Origin of the sequence: Pantoea sp. UBA4549 (assembly GCF_002387285.1) — a bacterium.
GTDB lineage: Bacteria > Pseudomonadota > Gammaproteobacteria > Enterobacterales > Enterobacteriaceae > Pantoea > Pantoea borealis.
In genome coordinates this window covers 61,901-84,236 of sequence record NZ_DGLH01000003.1, presented here as the reverse complement: position 1 = coordinate 84,236, position 22,336 = coordinate 61,901, and the positions used below count along the sequence as shown (strand labels likewise).

Genomic DNA, 22,336 nt, shown 5'->3' with positions numbered 1-22,336 from the left:
CTGAGCGATGTCCCGCATGTTTGCACACCGCGATCTCTCCAGCCTGAACGATCTTGAGATGCAGGTTTACCATTTCATCATTAAACATCCGCAAAGCGTCAGCTATATGACCATTCGCGATCTGGCGGCGCAGGCGGGTGTCTCCACCACCACCGTGCTGCGCTTTTGCCGTAAGCTGCACTGTGACGGCTGGTCAGAGTTTCGCATTCGCTTTCGTCTGGCGCAGGAGCAGACAACGCCTGCGATCCCCTCATCGGGTCCCGGCGAAATGCTGAGTTTTTTCAAAAGTATTCATAACGCCGAGTTTGAGCAGCAGATTACGCAGGCCGCGCAGATGATCCTGCAGGCCGGGCACATTTTCTTTATTGGTGCCGGCACATCGGGCAGTCTCGGTAAATATGGCGCGCGCTTCTTTTCCAACGTGGGCAAATTCAGCCACCATATTGATGACCCTTACTATCCGGTTATGCCCGGTGCCAGTGAGAGCGCGCTGGCGATTATTCTCTCTGTTTCCGGTGAGACTGAAGAGATTTTGCGCTTCGCCAGTCAGTTCAGTCTCAACCGCTGCAAAATCATCGCCATCACCAATCACGACAGCAGCTCGCTGGCAAAAATGGCAGACTTTACCCTCTCCTATCATGTGCCGCAGATCACGCTGGCCGGGCAGCATGACCTCACCACACAGGTCCCGGTAATGTATATCATCGAAACGCTGGGACGCACGCTGGCGCGTATGCTATCTCCCTGAAAACACCTTGTTTTTTGGCTGTAACAGGTTACATATGGCGCGCGGTGTTATAGCGTGACATTCGCCGGCTGCTTGTTACACTGCGAAAAATTCTGTTTTCACCTGACGTATGATGAGGCTGAACAATGCGTGATGATTTGCAGTTACCACAAGGGTTTCTCTGGGGCGGCGCGGTAGCCGCGCATCAGGTTGAGGGCGGCTGGGATCAGGGCGGCAAAGGCGTCAGCATTGCTGACGTACTGACCGGCGGTGCACACGGCGTTGACCGCGTGATCACCGACGGCGTACAGCCGGGCAAACACTATCCTAACCACCAGGCGGTGGAGTTTTATTCGCACTACAAAGAGGATGTTGCGCTGTTTGCTGAGATGGGCTTTAAGTGCTTCCGCACGTCTATCGCGTGGACGCGCATTTTCCCTAACGGGGATGAAGCGCAGCCTAACGAGGCGGGCCTGCAGTTCTATGATGACCTGTTCGATGAGCTGCTGAAATATGGTATCGAACCGGTGATCACCCTGTCGCATTTTGAGATGCCCTATCATCTGGTAAAAGAGTATGGCGGCTGGGCTGACCGCCGGCTGGTCGATTTCTTTGTACGCTTCAGCGATGTGGTGATGACGCGCTATCAGCACAAAGTGAAGTACTGGATGACCTTTAACGAGATCAATAACCAGCGCAACTGGCAATATCCGCTGTTTGGCTACTGCTGTTCCGGCGTGGTATTTACCGACCATGAGAAGCCAGAGCAGACGATGTACCAGGTCATGCATCATCAGTTTGTCGCCAGTGCAAAAGTGGTGAAGCGCGGACATGAGATCAATCCCGATTTTCAGATTGGCTGCATGATTGCCATGGTGCCGGTCTATCCCTTCTCCTGCCATCCGGACGATGTCATGCGCGCGCAGGAGGCGATGCATCAGCGCTACGTCTTCAGCGATGTACAGATGCGCGGTGCTTATCCCGCTTACACGCTGAAAGAGTGGGCGCGCAAAGGCTATCACATTGAGATGGCTGAAGAGGATGCTGAAACCCTGCAGCAGGGCTGCTGTGATTATATCGGCTTCAGCTACTACATGAGCAACGCGGTGGATACCCGCGCCAGCGGCGTGGATGACCCGATTACCGGCTTTGACGGTGTGGTGCCCAATCCGCATGTCAAAGCCTCAGACTGGGGCTGGCAGATCGATCCGGTTGGCCTGCGCTATGTGCTGAATTCGCTCTATGAGCGCTACCAGAAACCGCTGTTTATTGTGGAAAACGGTTTTGGCGCGATCGATAACGCTGATGCAGAGGGCTTTATTGCCGATGACTACCGCATCGACTATCTGAGGGCGCATATCGAAGAGATGAAAAAAGCGGTGGCGCTGGATGGCGTAGAGCTGCTGGGTTACACGCCGTGGGGCTGTATTGACTGCGTCTCGTTCACTACCGGCCAGTACAGCAAACGCTACGGCTTTATCCACGTCGATAAAAACGATGACGGCAGCGGCACCTTTGCGCGTTCAAAGAAAAAGAGCTTTAGCTGGTATCAGCAGGTGATCGCCAGCAATGGTGCCACGCTCTGACAGAATAGCGCGGCGGATATCAGAGTCCGCCCGTCACATCCAGCATGCTGCCGGTGACGTAAGCGGCGGCATCGCTGCTCAGCCAGAGGATCGCACGGGCGATCTCTTCTGGCTGCGCACCGCGGCCCAGCGGAATGCGCTGCGCCACCCGATCAACCCGCCCCGGCTCGCCGCCATCCGCATGCATGTCGGTATAAGTGGAACCAGGACGTACGCCGGTTACCCGGATCCCCTGTGCGGCCACCTCGCGCGCCAGCCCGCGGGTCAGCGTATCCACCGCCGCTTTTGACGCTGCGTAATCCACATACTCGTCCGGCGCACCGCTGTGCACGGCCCCTGATGAAACGTTCACAATCACGCCACCCTGCCCGCCATACACCGTACTCATGCGTTTCACCGCTTCACGACAGCAGATAAAGGTCCCGGTGACGTTCGTTGCCAGCACGCGCTGAATGCGCTCAGCGCTCAGCGCTTCTACCCGGCACTGCGTAAACAGAACTCCGGCATTGTTCACCACGATCCGCAGCGCGCCCGGCTGCTCATCCAGCTGTGCAAACAGCCTCACCACCTGCGCCTCGTCGGCGATATCCGCCTGCAGCGCGCAGGCGCTGCCGCCCTGGCTGACAATCTCCGCAACCAGCTGTTCTGCATCGGCGGCCCGCTGACGATAGTTGATTACCACGCGGTAGCCCGCCTGCGCCAGCAGCAGCGAGGTGGCGCGTCCGATGCCCCGGCTGCCGCCGGTGACCAGTGCCAGATCCATATGTGCCTCCAAAAGAAAAGGACCGGCATCCGGCCCTTTCAGGGTCAGTTTACAGCACTTACTGATATTCGCTCATCGGCACACAGGCGCAGAAAACGTTGCGATCGCCAAAGACATCATCAAGCCGTTTTACCGTTGGCCAGTACTTGTTCGCGCTGCCTGCCGGAAATACCGCCAGCTCACGCGTATAGGGATGCTGCCACTCACCCACGATTTCCATCTGCGTATGCGGTGCGTTGATCAGCGGATTGTCATCAGCAGGCCACTCACCGGCGGCGACGCGATCGATCTCCATGCGGATCGCCAGCATCGCATCGATAAAGCGATCCAGCTCTGCTTTGCCCTCTGATTCGGTCGGCTCTACCATCAGCGTGCCTGCGACCGGGAAAGACATGGTCGGGGCGTGAAAGCCGTAATCGATCAGGCGCTTGGCAATATCCAGTTCGCTGATACCGGTCTGCTCTTTCAGCGGACGAATATCGAGAATACATTCGTGCGCTACGCGGCCGTCGCGTCCGGTGTAGAGGATCGGATAGGCCGATTGCAGACGACGCGCAATGTAGTTGGCATTAAGGATTGCCACTGAGCTTGCCTGTTTCAGTCCTTCTGCGCCCATCATGCGGATATACATCCAGCTGATAGGCAGAATTGAAGCGCTGCCAAACGGGGCGGCCGACACGGCACCCTGCTGCGTCAGTACGCCATCGATCTGCACCACGCTGTGCCCCGGCACAAACGGAGCCAGATGCGCTTTTACGCCAATCGGTCCCATCCCCGGTCCGCCACCGCCGTGCGGAATGCAGAAGGTTTTGTGCAGATTAAGATGCGAGACGTCGGCACCGATGTAGCCAGGCGTAGTAATGCCCACCTGGGCGTTCATGTTGGCGCCGTCCAGATACACCTGACCACCATACTGATGCACAATCTGGCACACCTCGCGGATGGTCTCTTCATAGACGCCGTGAGTGGACGGATAAGTCACCATAATGCAGGAGAGCGCATCGCCTGCCTGAGCCGCTTTTTCACGCAGATCGCCGAGATCGATGTTGCCCTGTTTATCGCAGGCGACCACAACAACCGACATGCCCGCCATCTGCGCCGACGCCGGATTGGTGCCGTGTGCCGAACCCGGGATCAGGCAGAGGTTGCGCCGGCCTTCATTGCGGCTTTCGTGATAGCGGCGGATCGCCAGCAGGCCGGCGTACTCTCCCTGCGCCCCGGAGTTAGGCTGCATGCAGAGCGCGTCATAGCCGGTGAGCTGTACCAGCCACTGCGACAGCTGCCCAATCATCTGCAGATAACCAGTGGCCTGTTCAGCGGGGCAGAATGGATGCAGTTCAGAAAACTCCGGCCAGGTGATCGGGATCATCTCTGCGGCGGCATTCAGCTTCATGGTGCAGGAGCCGAGCGGGATCATTGCCTGATTCAGCGCCAGATCTTTTTTCTCCAGGCTGTGCATATAGCGCATCATTTCGGTTTCGCTGTGATAGCGGTTAAATACCGGATGCGTCAGGTAGTCACTGCGGCGCTGCTGGCCTGCCGGGATGGCAGTACTCTCCGCGGATACGGCTGCATCAAGCGCCTCAATATCCAGGCCATGTGCGTCGCCCAGAAAAATAGCAAACAGCGCCTGTACATCTTCACGGCAGGTCGTCTCATCCAGCGTAATACCCACAGCGTTATGCATATCGCTGCGCAGGTTTACGCCAAAACTCAGCGCACGGTTCAGTACGGCGGCTTTGTCAGCAACCTCAACGGTCAGCGTGTCAAACCAGCTGGCGTGACGCAGCGTCAGCCCGCCTTGCTGCAGGCCGGTTGCCAGAATACTGGTCAGGCGGTGAATGCGTGAGGCGATGCGCTGCAGACCCTGCGGACCGTGCCAGACCGCATAGAGACCGGCGATATTGGCCAGCAGGACCTGTGAAGTACAGATATTGGAGTTCGCTTTTTCACGCCGGATATGCTGCTCACGCGTCTGCATCGCCATGCGCAGCGCGGTATTACCCGCCGCATCGCGTGAGACGCCGATAATGCGGCCCGGCATTGAGCGTTTGTGCTCATCGCGGCTGGCAAAAAAGGCCGCGTGCGGTCCGCCATAGCCCATTGGCACGCCAAAGCGCTGAGCGGAACCAAACACAATGTCAGCACCCTGTTTTCCGGGCGCCTCCAGCAGCAGCAGCGCCATGAAATCAGCGGCCACGCTTACCACAACTTTGCGGCTCTTCAGCTCTGCGATCAGATCGCGGTAGTCATGTACTTCACCGCCGGTTCCCACCTGCTGCAGCAGTACGCCAAACAGATCCTCATGATCGCGCGCTTTGTCTGCCCGATCGATGATCAGATCAAAGCCAAATGTTTCTGCGCGGGTGCGTACGACATCCAGCGTCTGCGGATGAATATCATCGGCGATAAAGAACCGCGTGGCGCTCTTCAGCTTGCTGACGCGTTTTGCCATCGCCATCGCTTCAGCAGCGGCGGTAGCCTCATCCAGCAGGGATGCAGAGGCGATATCCATACCGGTCAGATCCAGCGTCAGCGTCTGGAAGTTCAGAAGCGCCTCCAGGCGTCCCTGCGATACCTCGGGCTGATAAGGCGTATAGGCGGTATACCAGCCAGGATTTTCCAGCATGTTGCGCAGGATCACCGGCGGAGTGATCACCGCACTGTAGCCCATGCCGATCCAGGATTTGTAGCGCTGATTCTGACTGGCAATCGCTTTCAGCTCCGCCAGCGCCTGCTGCTCGGTCGCAGCGTCACCCGTGGCGGGCGGGCCAGGCAGCTGAATATCCGCGGGTACGATGGCGCTAATAAGTTCACTGAGCGAACGGGCACCAATCGCTTCCAGCATGCTGGCCTGCTGTGCGGCGGTGGGACCAATATGGCGCTCAATAAATGCACCGTTATGTTCAAGCTGGCTGAGAGTCTGGGTCATTACAGTCAATCCTGCATCGGGCTGGGTTACACAAAGGACTTACAACAGGCAGATAAAGAAGAGGTGCCGCGCCGCGACACCTTCAGAGACTACCGGTTACTCATCAATACTGGCTTTATAGGCGTCAGCATCAAGCATGCTGCCGAGTTCAGCTTCATCGCTGGCTTTCAGGCGGAACAACCAGCCATCGCCATAAGGCGCGCTGTTCACCAGCTCGGGGGAGTCGGTCAGCGCCTCATTCACCGCCACAATTTCACCACTCAGCGGCGCATAGATATCGGAAGCGGCTTTAACCGACTCTGCCACTGCGCAGTCATCGCCCGCGCTAAACGTAGCGCCAACGTCTGGCAGGTCGACAAACACCATATCACCGAGCAGCTCCTGCGCATGCTCGGTGATCCCCACGGTGTAAGAGCCATCTTCCTCTTTACGCACCCACTCGTGGCTGTCGCGGTATTTCAACGTATTTGGCACATTGCTCATCGCCATTTCTCCTGAAAAATTTACTGAGCGACCGGCTTACCGGCGCGAACAAAAACGGGTTTAGTTACTTTTACCGGCATTTCGCGATTGCGGATCTCCACAATGGCCTGCTCGCCAATACCGGCAGGCACGCGCGCCAGGGCGATGCTGCAGCCCAGCGTCGGCGAGAAGGAACCACTGGTAATCATACCCTGCTGCGGTACACCCTGCTCATCGGTGAAGCGCACCGTCTGGCCACCGCGCAGTACGCCTTTCTCCGTCATGATCAGGCCTACCAGTTTTTCACTGCCCTGCTCACGCTGCGCTTCCAGCGCTTCACGTCCGATAAAATTGCGGTCGGCCGGCTCCCGGCTGATGGTCCAGCCCATATTCGCGGCCAGCGGCGAAACGCCCTCATCCATCTCCTGGCCATAGAGATTCATACCTGCCTCCAGACGCAGTGTGTCGCGTGCGCCCAGGCCGGCGGGTTTTACACCGGCAGCCAGCAGCTGCTGCCAGAACGCTTCAGCCTGGTCAGCTGGCAGCGCAATTTCATAGCCCGCCTCACCGGTGTAGCCGGTGGTGGCAATGAACAGGTCGCCTGACTGCACGCCATAAAATGGTTTCATGCCGGCAACGGCGGCGCGTTGAGTGTCATCAAACAGCGTCTCAGCTTTCTGCTGCGCATTCGGGCCCTGAACGGCAATCAGCGCCAGATCGCGACGCTCTGTCAGCGCTACGCCAAACGGTGCGGCGTGCTGCGTTATCCAGGCGAGGTCTTTCTCGCGTGTGGCAGAGTTCACTACCAGCCGAAAGAAGTCTTCCTGCATAAAATAGACGATCAGGTCGTCTATCACGCCACCTGAAGCGTTAAGCATGCCGCTGTAGAGCGCCTTGCCAGGCTGCGTCAGTTTTGCAACATCATTTGCCAGCAGATAGCGTAAAAACTCGCGGGTGCGTACACCGTGCAGGTCAACAATGGTCATGTGCGATACATCAAACATGCCGGCGTCGCTGCGCACTGCGTGATGCTCATCAATTTGCGAGCCGTAGTGCAGCGGCATCATCCAGCCATGAAAGTCCACCATGCGTGCACCATCGCGCTGGTGCTGGTTAAACAGAGGCGTTTGCTGAGTCATAACCATCCTGTGAAAACAAATAAGCGGGCTCGTCTGCGCGAGAATACACGGCAACGCAAACGTTCTCTTTTCGCTGACGTTACCACTGAAAAACAGATTTAACCATAAGCAAAACGAGGTCGAAGCCGGACCTCACAGTTGCAGTGCGTCCTGTAGCATGCAGCATAATTCGCTGCCTTTGTGTGATTAACCGCGCAGATTATGCAACTTTCAGGTCATATTTCAGTAAATAAAACACGCAGACGTTGTTGATAAGTGAAAGGGTATAAAAGGGTGATGCATTATGTATGAAAATAACTAATGCGAATAAGGCAGTGAAATTAGAATAAATCAAACGAGGCATCATTATGATGCAAAGCGCTCTGTTTTAGTGCGAACAGGGAGTCAGGGAAAATTTTTTGCCGGGGCGCATTAATGCGCCCCCTACATTTTCCTCTGTAGCCGTAGGGGCGCCATTTATGGCGCCCGGGATAATGCGGGTGCGAAATGTGACGTCCGCGGATGGATTTGAACCGGGGCGCATTAATGCGCCCCCTACAATAGGACGGTGCGAAATGTGACGTCCGCGGATGGATTTGAAACGGGGCGCATTAATGCGCCCCCTACGGCAAAATGGGTGCGAAACAATGATGCCCTGCATTGGGTTTTCGTAGGGGCGCCATTTATGGCGCCCGGGTTAATGCGGGTGCGAAATGTGACGTCCGCGGATGGGTCTAAACCGGGGCGCATTAATGCGCCCCCTGTGGTAAGGCGGATACGAAACAACAACGCCCTGGTTAGCTAGCGGATCCACTCAGGCAGATCGTTCAGTCCCATCGCCTGCTTCAGCAGACGCGGCTTGACGCCTGGCAGCGTATCGGCCAGCTTCAGACCGACGTCACGCAGCAGCTTTTTCGCCGGATGGGTGCCGGCAAACAGCTCACGGAATCCCTGCATGCCGGCCAGCATCAGCGCTGCGCTGTGCTTGCGGCTGCGTTCATAGCGGCGCAGTGAGAGGTGCTCGCCGATATCACGGCCCGCCTGATGCAGCCGGCGGATTTCACCAATCAGCTCGGCCGCATCCATAAAGCCTAAGTTCACGCCCTGCCCGGCCAGCGGATGAATGGTGTGCGCGGCATCGCCGACCAGCGCCAGACGGTGGGCGGCAAAATTGCGCGCATAGCGTGCCGTCAGCGGGAACGTTTTACGCTCGCTCTCAACGCTGCATAATCCCAGACGCATATCAAAAGCCACTGAGAGCTGCTGATTAAACAGCGCTGCGGGCATCGACTGCAGACGAGCCGCTTCCTGCGGAGCAAGTGACCAGACGATTGAGCACAGATGCGGATCCTGCATTGGCAGAAAAGCGAGAATGCCTTCGCCATGAAACACCTGACGCGCGACGGCATCATGCGGCATATCAGTGCGCACATTGGCGACCAGCGCATGGTGCTCGTAATCCCAGAACGTCAGCGGGATATCCGCTTTTTCACGCAGCCAGGAGCCGGCGCCGTCGGCGGCAATCATCAGCCGGGCGGTCATCATGGTGCCATCTTCCAGCGTGATAAACGCTTCATTATCACCAAACGCGACCTGCTGCAGCCGGGCCGGTGCAAACAGCGTGACGTCTTTGCACTGGCTGGCGCGCTGCCACAGCGCACTGTGAATAACCTCATTCTCGATAATATAACCAAGATGTGACAGCCCCTGCTGCTCATCATCAAAGCTAATGGATCCAAAGCTATCCTGATCCCACACTTCCATACCGTGGTAGGCGCTGGCGCGCAGGGCGAGGATGGATGACCAGACATCCAGCTTCTGCAGCAGCCGTTCACTGGCGGCATTAATAGCGGATACCCGGATCGACGCTGCCGCTGCCGGATCAAACTGCGGTTCCGCCGCTTTTTCCAGTACCGCGACGCGCAACCCGCTTCCCTGCAAACCGCAGGCCACTGCCAGACCGACCATGCCGCCACCGGCAATCACCACATCAAATGTTTGCATTGCTGCCTCTTTATTAACGCTTTACCCAGCCGAGCGTACGCGCGGCCAGCGGATGTTGCAGCCAGGGGAGGTGATCCATCGCCACCAGCCCAATATTTCGTCCTGCAACCAGCGGTGCATAACGGTTAGCGAACAGGCGCACCAGGCCGTCTGTCACGCCAATTGTTGCCGCGCGATCGGCCTGACGCCGGGCGGCAAAATGCTGCAGCACCGCATAACTGCCGGGATCCTGCCGCTGGCGCCAGGCGCCGGCCAGCGTTTCCGCCAGTGACATGACATCGCGCAGACCAAGGTTAAAGCCCTGACCAGCGATTGGATGCAGCGTCTGGGCGGCATTACCGACCAGTGCCAGCCGGTGCGTGACCTGACGATCGGCTGTTTGCAGCGCTAGCGGATAAATTTCACGCTGCCCGGCATGGGTAAAGCGTCCCAGCCGCCAGCCGAATGCGCGCTGCAGTTCGCGCAGGAAGGTTTCCTCATCCCACGCCCGCACGCTGGCCTCTGCCGCTGCCGGATGGCACCACACCAGCGACATCCGATTGCCGGACATCGGCAGCAGTGCCAGCGGCCCGTGTGGCGTAAATCGCTCAAATGCCTGTCCCTGGTGCGGCAGCTGAGTAGAGACATTAGCAATCACCGCCAGCTGCTGATAGTCGTCGCGCTGCCACTGAATACCGCATGATGCAGCCAGTGATGAGCGCGATCCATCTGCAGCGACCAGCAGCGAACCTTCCAGCGTGTCGCCGCTGTTAAGCGTCACCTGCACACGCGCTTTATCACGCGTCACCTGCGTCACGTAATCCGGGCAGCGCAGCGTAACGCCGGGCGCCTGACGGAGACGTTCAAACAGCCGCTGTCCGACATCAAACAGCTCTACCACCTGCCCCAGCGCAGCCAGCTGATACGCCTCTGCGCTGAGCTGTACAAAGCCGCTGTGACCGCTGTCAGAGACATGAATGCGGGTGATCGGCGTGGCACAGTCCGCCAGCGAACGCCAGAGGTCAATCGCTGCCAGCTGCTGGCAGGTGCCGGCAGCCAGCGCAATCGCCCGGCCATCAAAACCGGGGTGCGCACGACTGGCCGGCTCGCTGCGCTCAATAAGCGTGACCGGCAGCCTGCCCTGCGTAAGATGCGAGATCGCCAGCGCCAGCGTGGCACCGGTCATACCCCCGCCTGCAATCAGGATCGTCATACGCCGCGCGCCGCTGCCATCAGCGCTTCAATCGCGTCCGGATCTTTCACCACGCTATCGGTAAGATTCTCGTGGCCCGTCGCCGTGATCACAATGTCATCCTCGATGCGCACGCCGATGCCGCGATACTGCGGCGGCACGCTGGCATCAGGCGCTATATAGAGGCCAGGCTCGACCGTCAGCACCATGCCCGGCTCCAGCGCCCGGTCACGGCCTGGCGTACCGTAATCACCGACGTCATGCACATCCAGCCCCAGCCAGTGGCCCAGACCGTGCATGAAGAAAGGGCGATGCGCCTGCGCTTCAAACAGCTCATCGATATTGCCGTCAAGAATGCCGAGATCAACAAGACCGGTGATCATGATACGGACGACTTCATCATTCACATCATGAATACTGACGCCAGGCCGGAACATCGACAGCGCTTTATGCAGCGAGGCCAGCACAATGTCATAGACTTCCCGCTGCGCCGGCGTAAACCTGCCGTTTACCGGAAAGGTGCGGGTAATATCCCCTGCGTAACCGTGAAACTCACAGCCGGCGTCAATCAGCACCAGATCGCCATCGCGCATTGCGCTTTCGTTTTCGGTGTAGTGCAGGATGCAGCCGTTTTCGCCACTTCCGACAATGGTGTTATAGGAGGGAAAGCGCGCACCGTGGCGGGAAAACTCATGATGGATCTCCCCTTCAAGCTGATACTCATACATGCCAGGGCGACACTGCTGCATGGCACGGGTATGCGCCAGCGCGCTGATTTTTCCCGCCTGGCGCAGGATCTCAATCTCTTCCGCGCTCTTAAACAGCCGCATCTCATGCACCCAGGGACGCCAGTCAGTCACGCTAGCCGGTGCACTAAGATTCTGCCGGAAACCACGACGCAGCTTGTCCAGCGCGCTAAACAGCAGCTGGTCAGCGTGCTCATATTCGCCCTGTGCGTGGTACACCACGTCGAGGCCGTTCAGCAGCAAGTGCAGCTGTTCGCTAATATCATCCCACGGCAGTGCGCGATCAACACCCAGCTTCGCTGGCGCCGCATCCTGCCCCAGTCGGCGACCAGACCACACTTCGGCAGTGAGATCGCGTATGCGGTTAAACAGCACGCTGTGGTTATGATGTTCATCGCTTTTGATCAGCACCAGCAGCGCCTGTGGCTCGTTAAACCCGGTGAAATACCAGAAGTCGCTGTTTTGCCGGTAGCTATATTCGGTGTCGTTGCTGCGCGTGACTTCAGGTGCTGCAAAAATCAGCGCCGCGCTGCCGGGGGCCATCTGCGCAATCAGCGCCTGACGACGCTGATGGAACTGTTCCAGTGTGATCATAGTTGCACTCCCTGTTGATAACGGGCAGCCAGGCTGCCCGCGATGACGCGCTTAGTGTAGCGTAGGTTTCTGCACTTCCGGTGCGGTTGGCGTATGCGGACGCGTGAAAGTGTCGTGGCACAGCAGCGCTGCGACGCGCACATACTCAATCACCTCTTCCAGCGACTGCTCCAGCTCTTCCTGATCTTCATCTTCTTCGTAGCCGAGCTGAGCAATCGTACGCAGATCGTCAATCGCTTCGCCGGTTTCACCGGTGACTTTATCCAGTTTAGGCTGCGTCACACCCAGGCCAAGCAGGAAATGGTTTACCCAGCCCGCCAGCGCGTCAGCCCGGTCAAAAACGGTAATATCTTCTTCATCCGGCAGCATCAGCTGAAACAGAAAGCCATCCTCTTCCAGCGTACTGGTCAGGCTGTCATGCAGAGCCTGCAGCGGCTGTGCCAGGCTCTGTGAGAAGGCCATGCCTTCGTTAGCCAGATCGTGCACCAGCGTCTTCCAGCTGGCGTCCTGATTGCCGCCACACAGGATGCCACACAGCAGTCCATGCATTTCGGCAGGCGTCATGCCCACACCCTGCTGAGAGAGGGCTGCGGCCAGCGCGTTGTAAGTGGGTGTTGCGTTCTGTAAAGACATAAGCTTTGGTCGTCGTTGGCAGAATAAGTTCGTGATATGCTACCACCAGGTGCCTCAGGGTTTCCAGAAAAGGGGTTGTATCTTCTTACCCGCGTCTATATAGTTGCGCACCTTCCGGACCAATGGCGAGCCGGGTGGAGCGAACGAAGTAATCAGTCAGGATGGTGGCATGTCTGCACAACCGGTAGATATACAAATTTTTGGTCGTTCTTTGAGAGTAAATTGTCCGCCTGAACAGCAGGATGCGCTAAATCTTGCCGCAGAGGACCTCAATCAACGGTTGCAAGATTTAAAAGTTCGCACTAGAGTCACAAATACAGAGCAACTGGTGTTCATCGCCGCGTTAAACATCTGCCACGAGCTGGCGCAAGAGAAAGGTAAAACGCGCGACTATGCAGCAAACATGGAACAACGTATCCGCATGCTGCAGCAGACGATTGAACAGGCTTTAGTTGAGCAGGGTCGTATTACCGACCGCCAGGGCCCTAAATTCGAATAATACTTCATGGTTCTCATGCCAGAGCAACGATGAAGTCCTGTTTCTCTGAGATGTTTGCAAGCGGGCCAGTCCCCTGAGCCGATATTTCATACCAACAGAGTGTGACGCTCTGTAGCCTGTGAGCATGCTCGGTTCGTCCGAGAAGCCTGATGGTTGCGACGGCATACTCACCTTGAACCAAGGGTTCAAGGGTTACAGCCTGCGGCGGCATCTCGGAGATCTCTTTTCTGTTTTACCCGGCATCATTACAGGTGGTGTCACAGCGGCAGACGCGACTGCCGCTGCCACCTGAAGTCAGCCCCCCTTCCCCCTCTTTTGCATGATATAGTCAGCGCACGCTAACCCATTTCTGCAGGGAACATTATGTCAGCTACTGATTACACCGAACGTCAGCTGCTGCGTCAGCACATTCGCCATCTGCGCCGGCATCTGACGCCTGAACAGCAGGCTGACGCTGCCGAACGGCTGGCTGAACATGCGGTTAACCTGGCGCCCGTCTCAGCAGCACAACATATTGCGCTGTTTCTCTCCACCGACGGTGAAATCAATACCCGGCCGCTGATTGCCCGCCTCTGGCAGCAAAAAAAAGCGGTTTATTTGCCGGTACTGCATCCGTTTGCGCCAGGGAATCTGCTGTTTTTGCGTTATACCCCTGAAACACAGCTGGTCATGAATAAGCTGCGCATTCCGGAGCCGCCGCTGGATATTACGCAGATGGCGACGCTGGATCGGCTGGATGTCATGCTGGTTCCGCTGGTAGCGTTTGATGAGAGTGGACAACGGCTGGGAATGGGCGGCGGCTTTTATGACCGCACGCTGCAGAACTGGCAGCGCCATGGCTGCCTGCCGATAGGCATTGCTCACGACTGCCAGCGCGTTGAGGCGCTGCCGGCAGCCGCATGGGACATCCCGCTACCGGCCGTGCTCACGCCGGCAAAACTGTGGCAGTGGGATGCGTCGTTCTGACGGGCGCCTGCCCGTCACTTATCAGTAGAGCAGACGGGCGCGCATCGTGCCCGGAATCGCACGCATCAGCTGCAGCGCTTTATCCGCAACATCTTTTTCGGCGTCGATATCAATTACTACGTAGCCGAGCTGAGGCGAGGTCTGCAGGAACTGGGCCGCGATATTAATATTCTGCTCAGCGAAAATCTGGTTAATCGCAGTGAGAATACCCGGACGGTTTTCGTGAATGTGCAGCAGACGACTGGCGCTGGCGCCGTGCATTGGCAGCGACACCTCCGGAAAATTAACCGCAGAGAGCGTTGAGCCGTTATCAGAGTATTTTGCCAGCTTACCTGATACTTCCAGGCCGATATTCTCCTGCGCTTCCTGCGTGGAACCGCCAATGTGCGGCGTCAGAATAACGTTATCAAACTCGCACAGCGGTGAATTGAACGGATCGCTGTTGGTTGCCGGTTCAGTCGGGAAGACGTCAATGGCTGCACCCGCCAGATGTTTGCTGGAGAGCGCATGACACAGCGCCGGGATATCAATGACGGTGCCGCGAGCAGCGTTGATCAGCAGCGCGCCCGGCTTCATCAGTGCCAGCTCTTCTGTGCTAATCATGTTCTGGGTTGAGGCGGTCTCCGGCACATGCAGGCTCACCACATCACTCATATTGAGCAGATCTGACAGGTGACGCACCTGCGTAGCGTTCCCCAGCGGCAGCTTGTTTTCAATATCGTAAAAGAAAACGTGCATCCCCAGGCCTTCCGCCAGCACGCCAAGCTGCATGCCGATATGCCCATAGCCAATGATGCCCAGCTTTTTGCCGCGCGCTTCATAGGAGCCGGTTGCCACTTTGTTCCAGATACCGCGGTGCGCCTTGGCGTTCGCTTCCGGAATGCCGCGCAGCATCAGCAGCATCTCCCCGATCACCAGCTCAGCTACGGAGCGGGTATTAGAGAAAGGTGCGTTAAATACCGGAATACCGCGCTGCGCAGCGGCGTTAAGATCGACCTGATTGGTGCCGATGCAGAAGCAGCCAACCGCTACCAGCTTCTCTGCTGCGGCGAAAATCTCTTCCGTAAGCTGGGTGCGGGAGCGGATACCGATAAAGTGCGCATCACGGATTGAGGCTTTCAGCGATTCTGCATCCAGCGCCCCTTTGTGAAACTCGATGTTGGTATAGCCTGCCGCGCGAAGATTTTCCAGCGCGCTCTGATGCACGCCCTCCACCAGCAGAAATTTAATTTTGTCTTTATCCAGTGATACCTTTGCCATTTCCCGACCCTATTCAGAATTCAACGTGGAGTGCCATAAGATTACCTTCTGCCAAAATAACAAATTCTGGCAATGCGGCAATACAAACGATTGCGACTGCAGCAGCACGCTCCGGCTTTCGGGCAGCACAAATCCATACAAAATCGCAGGATGCCGGAAGCAGAGAGCAGGAATCGGCTCTCCATGCCCTGTTTGTGACATAAGTCACTAAATTCAGGCCGGTAAAGAAAAGCAGAATTAGCCGGGTAAAAAACGGCGCGTCAGGCGCGCCGGAGAGATCATTTGAGAATAGTTTTGACGCCATCCGGTGTGCCAATCAGCGCGACATCAGCGCCCCGGGTGGCAAACAGACCCACCGTGACCACGCCCGCCAGCGCATTAATGTTTTTCTCCATGGTGACGGGATCGAGGATCTGCAGGTTGTGCACGTCGAGAATGATGTTGCCATTATCGGTCACCACCTGCTGCCGATACTCTGGCTGGCCGCCAAGCTTCACCAGCTCGCGCGCGACATATGCTCGCGCCATCGGGATCACCTCAACCGGCAGCGGGAAACGGCCAAGAATATCAACCTCTTTGGACGCATCCGCGATACAGACAAACTTTTGCGCGACCGCTGCCACAATCTTCTCGCGCGTCAGCGCTGCGCCACCGCCTTTGATCATCTGCATATGCGGGTTGATCTCATCGGCACCATCGACATAGACCGCAATATCATCCACGTCGTTAAGATCGAAAACCGGTATGCCCAGCGATTTCAGCTTCAGGGTGGAGGCTTCAGAACTGGAGACCGCCCCCTCAATCTGGTGCTTCATGGTGGCCAGCGCGTCGATAAAATGCGCGGCCGTTGATCCGGTGCCTACGCCAACAATGGTGCCTGGCTGCACATACTGCAGCGCCGCCCACCCTACCGCTTTTTTCAGTTCATCCTGGGTCATGGTATGTTTAAAACCTGTGCGACATCAAAGTGCGCGTAGTATAAAACAACGCGCTGTAAAAGTGCGCGACTCACGCGCCACCGATTTATACCTTTGGAAGCCAGTCCGCAAAAATACAGCTGCCGCACAGTGCGGCCATTTTGTGGCATAGTACTTTCCACCCTGAACGAGAGAGAACCATAATGAAACGCCCGGATTACCGCACGCTTCAGGCGCTGGATGCAGTTATTCGTGAGCGCGGCTTTGAGCGCGCTGCACAGAAGCTTTGTATTACCCAGTCAGCCGTATCGCAGCGTATCAAGCAGCTGGAAAACCTGTTTGGTCAGCCGCTGCTGGTACGCACTGTTCCGCCCCGCCCCACTGAACAGGGGCAGAAGCTGCTGGCGCTGCTGCATCAGGTTGAGTTGCTGGAAGAGGAGTGGCTGGGTGACGATCAAAGCGGGACCACGCCGCTGCTGCTCTCGCTGGCGGTTAACGCCGACAGTCTTGCGACCTGGCTGTTGCCGGCACTGAAAGATGTGCTGGCGGACTCACCGGTACGGCTGAATCTGCAGGTGGAAGATGAAACGCGCACGCAGGAACGGCTGCGTCGTGGCGAAGTGGTAGGCGCCGTGAGTATCCAGCCGCAGCCGCTGCCAAGCTGCCTGGTTGATCAGCTGGGGGCGCTCGACTATCTGTTTTGCGCCTCGCCCGATTTTGCCGCCCGCTACTTCCCTAACGGCGTCACGCGCTCTGCTTTGCTCAAGGCACCGGCGGTGGCGTTTGACCATCTGGATGATATGCATCAGGCGTTTTTGCAGCAGAATTTTGATCTGTCACCGGGCAGCGTACCCTGCCATATCGTCAACTCGTCAGAGGCGTTTGTGCAGCTGGCGCGGCAGGGATCGGTCTGCTGTATGATCCCGCATCTGCAGATTGAGCGCGAGCTGGCCCAGGGCGAGCTGGTGGATCTGACACCCGGGCTTTATCAGCGCCGAATGCTCTACTGGCACCGCTTTGCGCCAGAAAGCCGGCTGATGCGCAGCGTCACCGATGCGCTGATTGCCCACGGACATCGGGTATTGCGTCAGGATGAGGTCACAGCCTGAGCATAGCGCAGCGGCAGGCGCCGCTGCGGCAGTCAGCTATCAGGGCGTAGCGGCGTTTGGCTTAATTTCAAACACTACATCGACCTGATCGTCAAAGTGGATACTCTGCTGTTCATACGTCTGCTGCGCAGTGGTATCCGCGGGTGCGGCGGCCGCTTTGTACATGCGCGCCATCGGCATTGGCTGATAGTTAGCCACGTGATAGCGAATACTGTAGACCTGACCCAGCTTCGCGTTGAAACCTTCAGCCAGCGCACTGGCCTGCTGCGTAGCGTTAGCAATGGCGGCTTTACGCGCCTGCTCTTTGTAGCTTTCTGCGTTTGCCACGCCCAGTTCAACGGTGCGGATTTCGTTCAGACCTGATTTTAGCGCGCCATCCAGCAGATCGTTCAGCTTATCCAGCTGACGCAGCGTCACTTCCACCTGGCGTACCGCGCGGTAGCCTTTCAGTACCGACTTACCCTCTTTGGTATAGTCATATTCTGGCTGGGTACTCAGATTAGCCGCATCGATATCTTTCTTTTCAATACCGCTCTTTTGCAGGAAATCAAAATATTGCGCCACGCGCGCGTCAGCCTGCTTTTTGGCATCAGCGGCTTCTTTAGAGGCGACGCTGACCATGATTGAGAGCGTCGCCATATCCGGACGCGCATCCACGCTTGCCTGACCGGAAGTGACCACATGCGGTCCTTCAGGAACCTCTCCGGCCTGAACCATGCCCGACAGTGCGCCCGTACTCATTGCGGCGACCAGCGCCAGTGCTTTCAGTTTCACAAACTCCTCCTTGGAAATCGGGTTACCGGCTGCCACTATGGCGAAGCCGCTAACACTTTACTATGCGTGATGCTCTGAGTTTACGCCGACAGAAAAGTTCGTTCGCGCTGCGTTTTAACCTGCTGCCGGCTGCAAACTTATCACTACAGAGTTGTCAAAAAGAGTATTGTACGTTTCGCTTGATAAATACTTTTTGTTTTCAGGAGCTCTGCTCATGGCACCCGATCCATTAAGCCCTGACGCGCCTGCTGCTGGCGTGCGCGTCGGACGTACGCGTTTTCTGATGCTGACGCTGGTATTTGTGAACATCATTATCAACTATATGGATCGCGCTAATCTGGCCGTGGCAGCGCCAGCGCTGAGCGCTGAATTGCAGCTCACTCCACTGCAAATGGGGCTGGTTTTTTCTGCATTTGGCTGGATCTACGCCGCACTGCAGATCCCGGGCGGCTGGCTGATTGATCGGTTCGGTGCGCGTATGGTGTATGGCGTAGCGATGATCGGCTGGTCGCTCATTACCCTGCTGCATGTTTGCGCCAGCAGCGCAGCGGCGCTGGTGGGACTGCGGCTGGGCGTCGGCGCGCTTGAAGCCCCGGTGATGCCGGCTAACAACCGTATTATTTCCGGCTGGTTTCCGCTACACGAGCGCGCCAGCGCCATTGGCATTTACTCTTCAGCGCAGTTTGCTGGCCTGGCCTGCGTGACGCCGCTGCTGTTTCATATCGAGGCTGCGTTTGGCTGGCGCGGGCTGTTTGCTATCACCGGTCTGACCGGCATTCTGTGGGCAGGGGTCTGGTTTGCGTTCTATCGCGAGCCTGGCGAACATAAACGTGTATCCGCCGCAGAGCGCGCCTGGCTGCTGGAGAACGGTGCGCTGCCCGACAGCGCATCGGCCGGGCGTACACCGCTGCGCCTGAGTGATATGCAGCAGATGCTGCGCAACCGCCAGCTGCTGGGCATCTGTCTGGGCCAGTTTTCGATTTCCGCCACGTTCTGGTTCTTTCTGACGTGGTTTCCGACCTATCTGGTCCGGTACCGGCATATGGATTTCATTAAAAGCGGCTATGTCGCCTCGCTGCCTTATCTGGCGGCGTTTTGCGGTGTACTGCTGGCGGGATTTATCTCCGATTATCTGATGCGGCGCGGCGTTTCAGCGGGCGTGGCGCGCAAGCTGCCGATACTGCTCGGACTGACGATGACGCTGTTTATTCTCGGCGCCAGCTACACGGATAATACCACGCTGATCGTCCTGTTTATGTCGCTGGCCTTTTTCGGCAACGGGCTGGCCACCATTACCTGGGTGTTTGTCACTACGCTGGCACCGCGTCATCTGGTCGGGCTGGCAGGCGGCATGTTTAACTTTACCGGTGCGCTATCAGCAATCGTTGTGCCGGTTGCGATTGGCGCACTGATCGACGGCAGTGATTTTGCTCCGGCGCTGATGTTCATCGCTGCGCTGGCGCTGGTGGGGATCGGCAGCTATCTGTTTATCGTTGGCCGCCCCGAAGAGATTACTGCTCGCCGGTGATCTTCTGCGCCAGCGCTTTCAGCTGCGCCACCCGTTGCGCCAGATGCTCATCATCCGTCTGCCAGATTTTAGCGAACGCCAGCGCCGCGCGATTATGCGTGATCGGCAGCGCCATACCAATCTCACCATCATCACGCTGCCAGATAAGATGATCGCTCTGGCGTTTGCGTGCCAGCAGAGGTGCCATCTGCGTCCACTGCGCCGGGTCAAAACGCGGCTGCAGCTGTACATCAGGCTCTGCGGCCAGCAGCGCCATGCCAATCACCGACTGCCACGCTGGTAGCATGCGAAATCCGGCCAGCGCCTGACTGGTGCGGGTGCGTTCACCGGGTTCCGAGTGCCAGATATAGATGACCTGATCCTCCCACAGCACGCCCAGCGCCACCACGATATCGTGCGGTGCATACAGCTCCAGCTGCGGCAGCGCCTGCGCAAACAGTGAGGACCCCCGAATCGCCTGCGCGGCCAGCGCGTGCACGCCCGGGCCCGGCAGATAGCGACGCTGCTCATCCTGAACGGTGAGGCCGATCGATGCCATGGTCATCAGCAGACGGTTAACGCGCGTGCTGTTCATTCCCATCTGACGCGCCAGCTCACGCCCGCCAATGGCTCTGTCGCTGGAGACCAGGTACTGCAGACAGCGGATGCCGTCAATCAGGCTCTGGTTAGGTTGAGAAGACATGGGTCACCTCCGGGCGCTAAAAACTCAATCTTAACAGCCTCGCCGCGTCAATAATGCCCCCCTGCGCGTTTTACTTTTTAATCTGTCAGCCCCTGCTGCGCCAGCTGGAAAGCGATAAGCCACATGACGCTGCCAACCAGCAGATTAATAATGCGCTGCGCACGCGCGGTGCGCAGTCGTGGCGACAGCCAGGCCGCCAACAGCGCCAGACCATAAAACCAGATAACGGAGGCGCTGACGGTGCCCAGCGCGAACCAGCGACGGGCATCGGCAGAAGGCAGCTGACTGCCGAGGCTGCCCAGTACGACAAACGTATCCAGATAGACATGCGGATTGAGCCAGGTCACAGCCAGCATCGTGGCAATAATGCGCCAGCGTCCCTGTTTCAGCGTGCTGTCCTGCTCCAGCGCAATACCGCCGCACCATGCACTGTGTAATGCTCCCCAGCCATACCAGAGCAGAAACGCAACGCCTGCCCAGGTGATCAGCGTCAGCAGCAGCGGTGACTGATGCAGCAGCGCGCTGCCGCCAAATATGCCGCCGCAGATCAAGGCAATGTCGCTCAGGGTACAGAGCGTAGCGGTCATCAAATGATAGTGACGCTTGATGCCCTGATTCATCACAAAAGCGTTTTGCGGGCCCAGTGGCAGGATCAAGGCAGCGCCCAGCGCCAGCCCCTGCAGATAAATTGCTAACATGCTGAATAACCTGGAAAGAGAAGAAGATGGGCGCAGTATATTAGCAGGAGGATATTAGCGGAAATTGAAAGATTTAATCGGCCATTAGTTCGATTAATAAGAAAGGCACCCGCAGGTGCCTTATGCTGATGTTATTTTGTCAGGTTAACCGGCTGCTCCTGCTCTTCGCGCCTGACCTGGTGCAGATGCACATCCATCTGCGGATAAGGGATGCCGATGCCGTTCGCATCCAGCGTACGCTTAAAGTTTTTCATCAGGTCCCAGTAAACGTTCTGCAGGTCACCGCTTTTGCTCCAGCAGCGCACCACAAAGTTCAGTGACGAAGCCGCCAGTTCATTCAGGCCGATCTGGATACCCATATCTTTCAGCACGCGCTCATCCGCTTCCACGACGTCACGCAGCAGAGCGATCACCTGATCGACATCCGCATCGTAGGCCACGCCAATAATAAATTCGTTGCGGCGGATCGGCTCACGGGAGAAGTTAATGATATTGCTGGCGATGATTTTGCCGTTCGGCACCACCACCATTTTACCGTCTGCGCTTTTCAGCGTGGTTGAGAAGATCTGCACATTCTGAACCGTTCCCATCACGCCACCGAGATCAACAAATTCGCCGGTACGGAACGGACGGAAAGTCACCAGCAGTACACCTGCCGCCAGGTTGGACAGCGAGCCCTGCAGCGCCAGACCCACGGCCAGACCGGCCGCACCCAGCACGGCGATCACTGACGCGGTCTGTACGCCAACGCGCCCCAGCGCTGCGATGATAGTAAATGCGATAACGCCATAGCGGACTAAGGCTGAGAGAAAATCGGCCACGGTCGCGTCGATATGGCGTGCCACCAGCAGACGATTCACGCCTTTTGAGACAATACGCGCGATGATCATGCCAACGATAATAATCGCGATTGCTGCCACGATATTGACCGCATAGCTCAGGATCAGCGCCTGGTTACGCACCAGCCAGCCACCTGCACTGTTAATGCCATTTACGACATCTAAATCTTCCATTTGTCAGCCCTGTTGTTGAGTTTCCCGCGGGAAATTACAAAAACGGCCAGATTGACTCCGGCACTCCAGGCTACAAGGTTAAACAAAAACAGGGGGAAGCGCCAAAATTAAGCTGATTTAACATTATATTGGGGAGAAAACATACCGGAATCGA

At 57.4% G+C, this 22,336-nt stretch carries 20 protein-coding genes and 1 other RNA gene; 7 read left to right on the top strand and 14 right to left on the bottom strand.

Translation table 11 applies throughout. The features are described from left to right. The first annotated feature begins 16 nt into the window (after positions 1-16). Both B3041_RS00925 and B3041_RS00920 read left to right on the top strand, forming a co-directional pair. Positions 17-748 carry a MurR/RpiR family transcriptional regulator gene (locus tag B3041_RS00925; RefSeq protein ID WP_065648264.1) on the top strand — a complete coding sequence of 244 codons (732 nt, stop codon included), beginning with the start codon at positions 17-19 and terminating at the stop codon, positions 746-748. A 125-nt stretch (positions 749-873) separates the two neighbouring features. Next, positions 874-2,313 carry a 6-phospho-beta-glucosidase gene (locus tag B3041_RS00920; protein WP_292968569.1) on the top strand — a complete coding sequence of 480 codons (1,440 nt, stop codon included), beginning with the start codon at positions 874-876 and terminating at the stop codon, positions 2,311-2,313. Between the two features lie 19 nt (positions 2,314-2,332). Here the strand turns inward: B3041_RS00920 and B3041_RS00915 are convergent, their stop codons facing one another. The 8 genes from B3041_RS00915 to B3041_RS00880 form a co-directional block, all read right to left on the bottom strand. Next, positions 2,333-3,076 (bottom strand): SDR family oxidoreductase, encoded by a 744-nt coding sequence (locus B3041_RS00915; protein ID WP_292968567.1) that lies wholly within the window; start codon positions 3,074-3,076, stop codon positions 2,333-2,335. A 58-nt stretch (positions 3,077-3,134) separates the two neighbouring features. Next, positions 3,135-6,008: an aminomethyl-transferring glycine dehydrogenase gene (gene gcvP / locus B3041_RS00910; protein WP_292968565.1), complete on the bottom strand. Its 2,874-nt coding sequence runs from the start codon at positions 6,006-6,008 to the stop codon at positions 3,135-3,137. Positions 6,009-6,104: 96 nt separating this feature from the next. Further along, positions 6,105-6,491 carry a glycine cleavage system protein GcvH gene (gcvH, locus tag B3041_RS00905; RefSeq protein ID WP_065648260.1) on the bottom strand — a complete coding sequence of 129 codons (387 nt, stop codon included), beginning with the start codon at positions 6,489-6,491 and terminating at the stop codon, positions 6,105-6,107. A gap of 20 nt (positions 6,492-6,511) precedes the next feature. Continuing rightward, on the bottom strand, positions 6,512-7,609 hold the full coding sequence (gene gcvT, locus B3041_RS00900; RefSeq protein WP_065648259.1) for a glycine cleavage system aminomethyltransferase GcvT: 1,098 nt from the start codon (positions 7,607-7,609) through the stop codon (positions 6,512-6,514). 780 nt (positions 7,610-8,389) lie between these two features. After that, the gene (ubiI, locus tag B3041_RS00895) at positions 8,390-9,592 is read right to left on the bottom strand and encodes an FAD-dependent 2-octaprenylphenol hydroxylase (protein WP_292968562.1); all 1,203 of its coding nucleotides are present in this window, start codon (positions 9,590-9,592) and stop codon (positions 8,390-8,392) included. Between the two features lie 13 nt (positions 9,593-9,605). Next, complete coding sequence (gene ubiH, locus B3041_RS00890; RefSeq protein WP_292968560.1) at positions 9,606-10,784, bottom strand: 2-octaprenyl-6-methoxyphenyl hydroxylase; 1,179 nt, start codon at positions 10,782-10,784, stop codon at positions 9,606-9,608. Beyond that, entirely contained in the window at positions 10,781-12,103 is a 1,323-nt protein-coding gene (gene pepP, locus B3041_RS00885) for a Xaa-Pro aminopeptidase (protein WP_084798748.1), read from the bottom strand. Before pepP ends, ubiH begins: the two co-directional genes overlap by 4 nt. Before the next feature lie 51 nt (positions 12,104-12,154). Then, on the bottom strand, positions 12,155-12,736 hold the full coding sequence (locus B3041_RS00880; RefSeq protein WP_065648256.1) for a YecA family protein: 582 nt from the start codon (positions 12,734-12,736) through the stop codon (positions 12,155-12,157). A gap of 169 nt (positions 12,737-12,905) precedes the next feature. Between B3041_RS00880 and zapA the strand changes: the two genes are divergently transcribed. The 3 genes from zapA (at position 12,906) to B3041_RS00865 (ending at position 14,201) form a co-directional block, all read left to right on the top strand. After that, positions 12,906-13,235 carry a cell division protein ZapA gene (zapA, locus tag B3041_RS00875; RefSeq protein ID WP_034823204.1) on the top strand — a complete coding sequence of 110 codons (330 nt, stop codon included), beginning with the start codon at positions 12,906-12,908 and terminating at the stop codon, positions 13,233-13,235. Positions 13,236-13,274: 39 nt separating this feature from the next. Beyond that, a non-coding RNA gene (ssrS, locus tag B3041_RS00870) (6S RNA) lies at positions 13,275-13,458 on the top strand. Positions 13,459-13,598: 140 nt separating this feature from the next. After that, complete coding sequence (locus B3041_RS00865) at positions 13,599-14,201, top strand: 5-formyltetrahydrofolate cyclo-ligase (RefSeq protein ID WP_065648255.1); 603 nt, start codon at positions 13,599-13,601, stop codon at positions 14,199-14,201. A 21-nt stretch (positions 14,202-14,222) separates the two neighbouring features. Here the strand turns inward: B3041_RS00865 and serA are convergent, their stop codons facing one another. Continuing rightward, positions 14,223-15,461: a phosphoglycerate dehydrogenase gene (gene serA / locus B3041_RS00860; protein ID WP_065648254.1), complete on the bottom strand. Its 1,239-nt coding sequence runs from the start codon at positions 15,459-15,461 to the stop codon at positions 14,223-14,225. A gap of 278 nt (positions 15,462-15,739) precedes the next feature. After that, a complete protein-coding gene (gene rpiA / locus B3041_RS00855) occupies positions 15,740-16,399 on the bottom strand; it encodes a ribose-5-phosphate isomerase RpiA (RefSeq protein ID WP_065648253.1) in 660 nt (219 codons plus the stop codon). 182 nt (positions 16,400-16,581) lie between these two features. Here rpiA and B3041_RS00850 point away from each other — a divergent pair, with 182 nt between their 5' ends. Beyond that, positions 16,582-17,487, top strand: a complete 906-nt coding sequence (locus tag B3041_RS00850) for a LysR family transcriptional regulator ArgP (RefSeq protein ID WP_039380043.1) — start codon at positions 16,582-16,584, stop codon at positions 17,485-17,487. 39 nt (positions 17,488-17,526) lie between these two features. On the opposite strand, the gene B3041_RS00845 is transcribed toward B3041_RS00850, so the two are convergent. Beyond that, complete coding sequence (locus B3041_RS00845) at positions 17,527-18,261, bottom strand: oxidative stress defense protein (RefSeq protein ID WP_065648252.1); 735 nt, start codon at positions 18,259-18,261, stop codon at positions 17,527-17,529. 214 nt (positions 18,262-18,475) lie between these two features. Between B3041_RS00845 and B3041_RS00840 the strand changes: the two genes are divergently transcribed. Beyond that, positions 18,476-19,789, top strand: a complete 1,314-nt coding sequence (locus tag B3041_RS00840) for an MFS transporter (RefSeq protein WP_292968544.1) — start codon at positions 18,476-18,478, stop codon at positions 19,787-19,789. Here B3041_RS00840 and B3041_RS00835 read toward each other — a convergent pair. From B3041_RS00835 to mscS, 3 genes are all read right to left on the bottom strand, one after another. Beyond that, positions 19,773-20,471 carry an IclR family transcriptional regulator domain-containing protein gene (locus B3041_RS00835; protein ID WP_065648250.1) on the bottom strand — a complete coding sequence of 233 codons (699 nt, stop codon included), beginning with the start codon at positions 20,469-20,471 and terminating at the stop codon, positions 19,773-19,775. The genes B3041_RS00840 and B3041_RS00835 overlap by 17 nt on opposite strands. A gap of 77 nt (positions 20,472-20,548) precedes the next feature. After that, positions 20,549-21,169, bottom strand: a complete 621-nt coding sequence (argO, locus tag B3041_RS00830; RefSeq protein ID WP_292968543.1) for an arginine exporter ArgO — start codon at positions 21,167-21,169, stop codon at positions 20,549-20,551. A gap of 131 nt (positions 21,170-21,300) precedes the next feature. After that, positions 21,301-22,182 (bottom strand): small-conductance mechanosensitive channel MscS, encoded by an 882-nt coding sequence (gene mscS, locus B3041_RS00825; RefSeq protein ID WP_065648248.1) that lies wholly within the window; start codon positions 22,180-22,182, stop codon positions 21,301-21,303. Positions 22,183-22,336 lie beyond the last annotated feature (154 nt).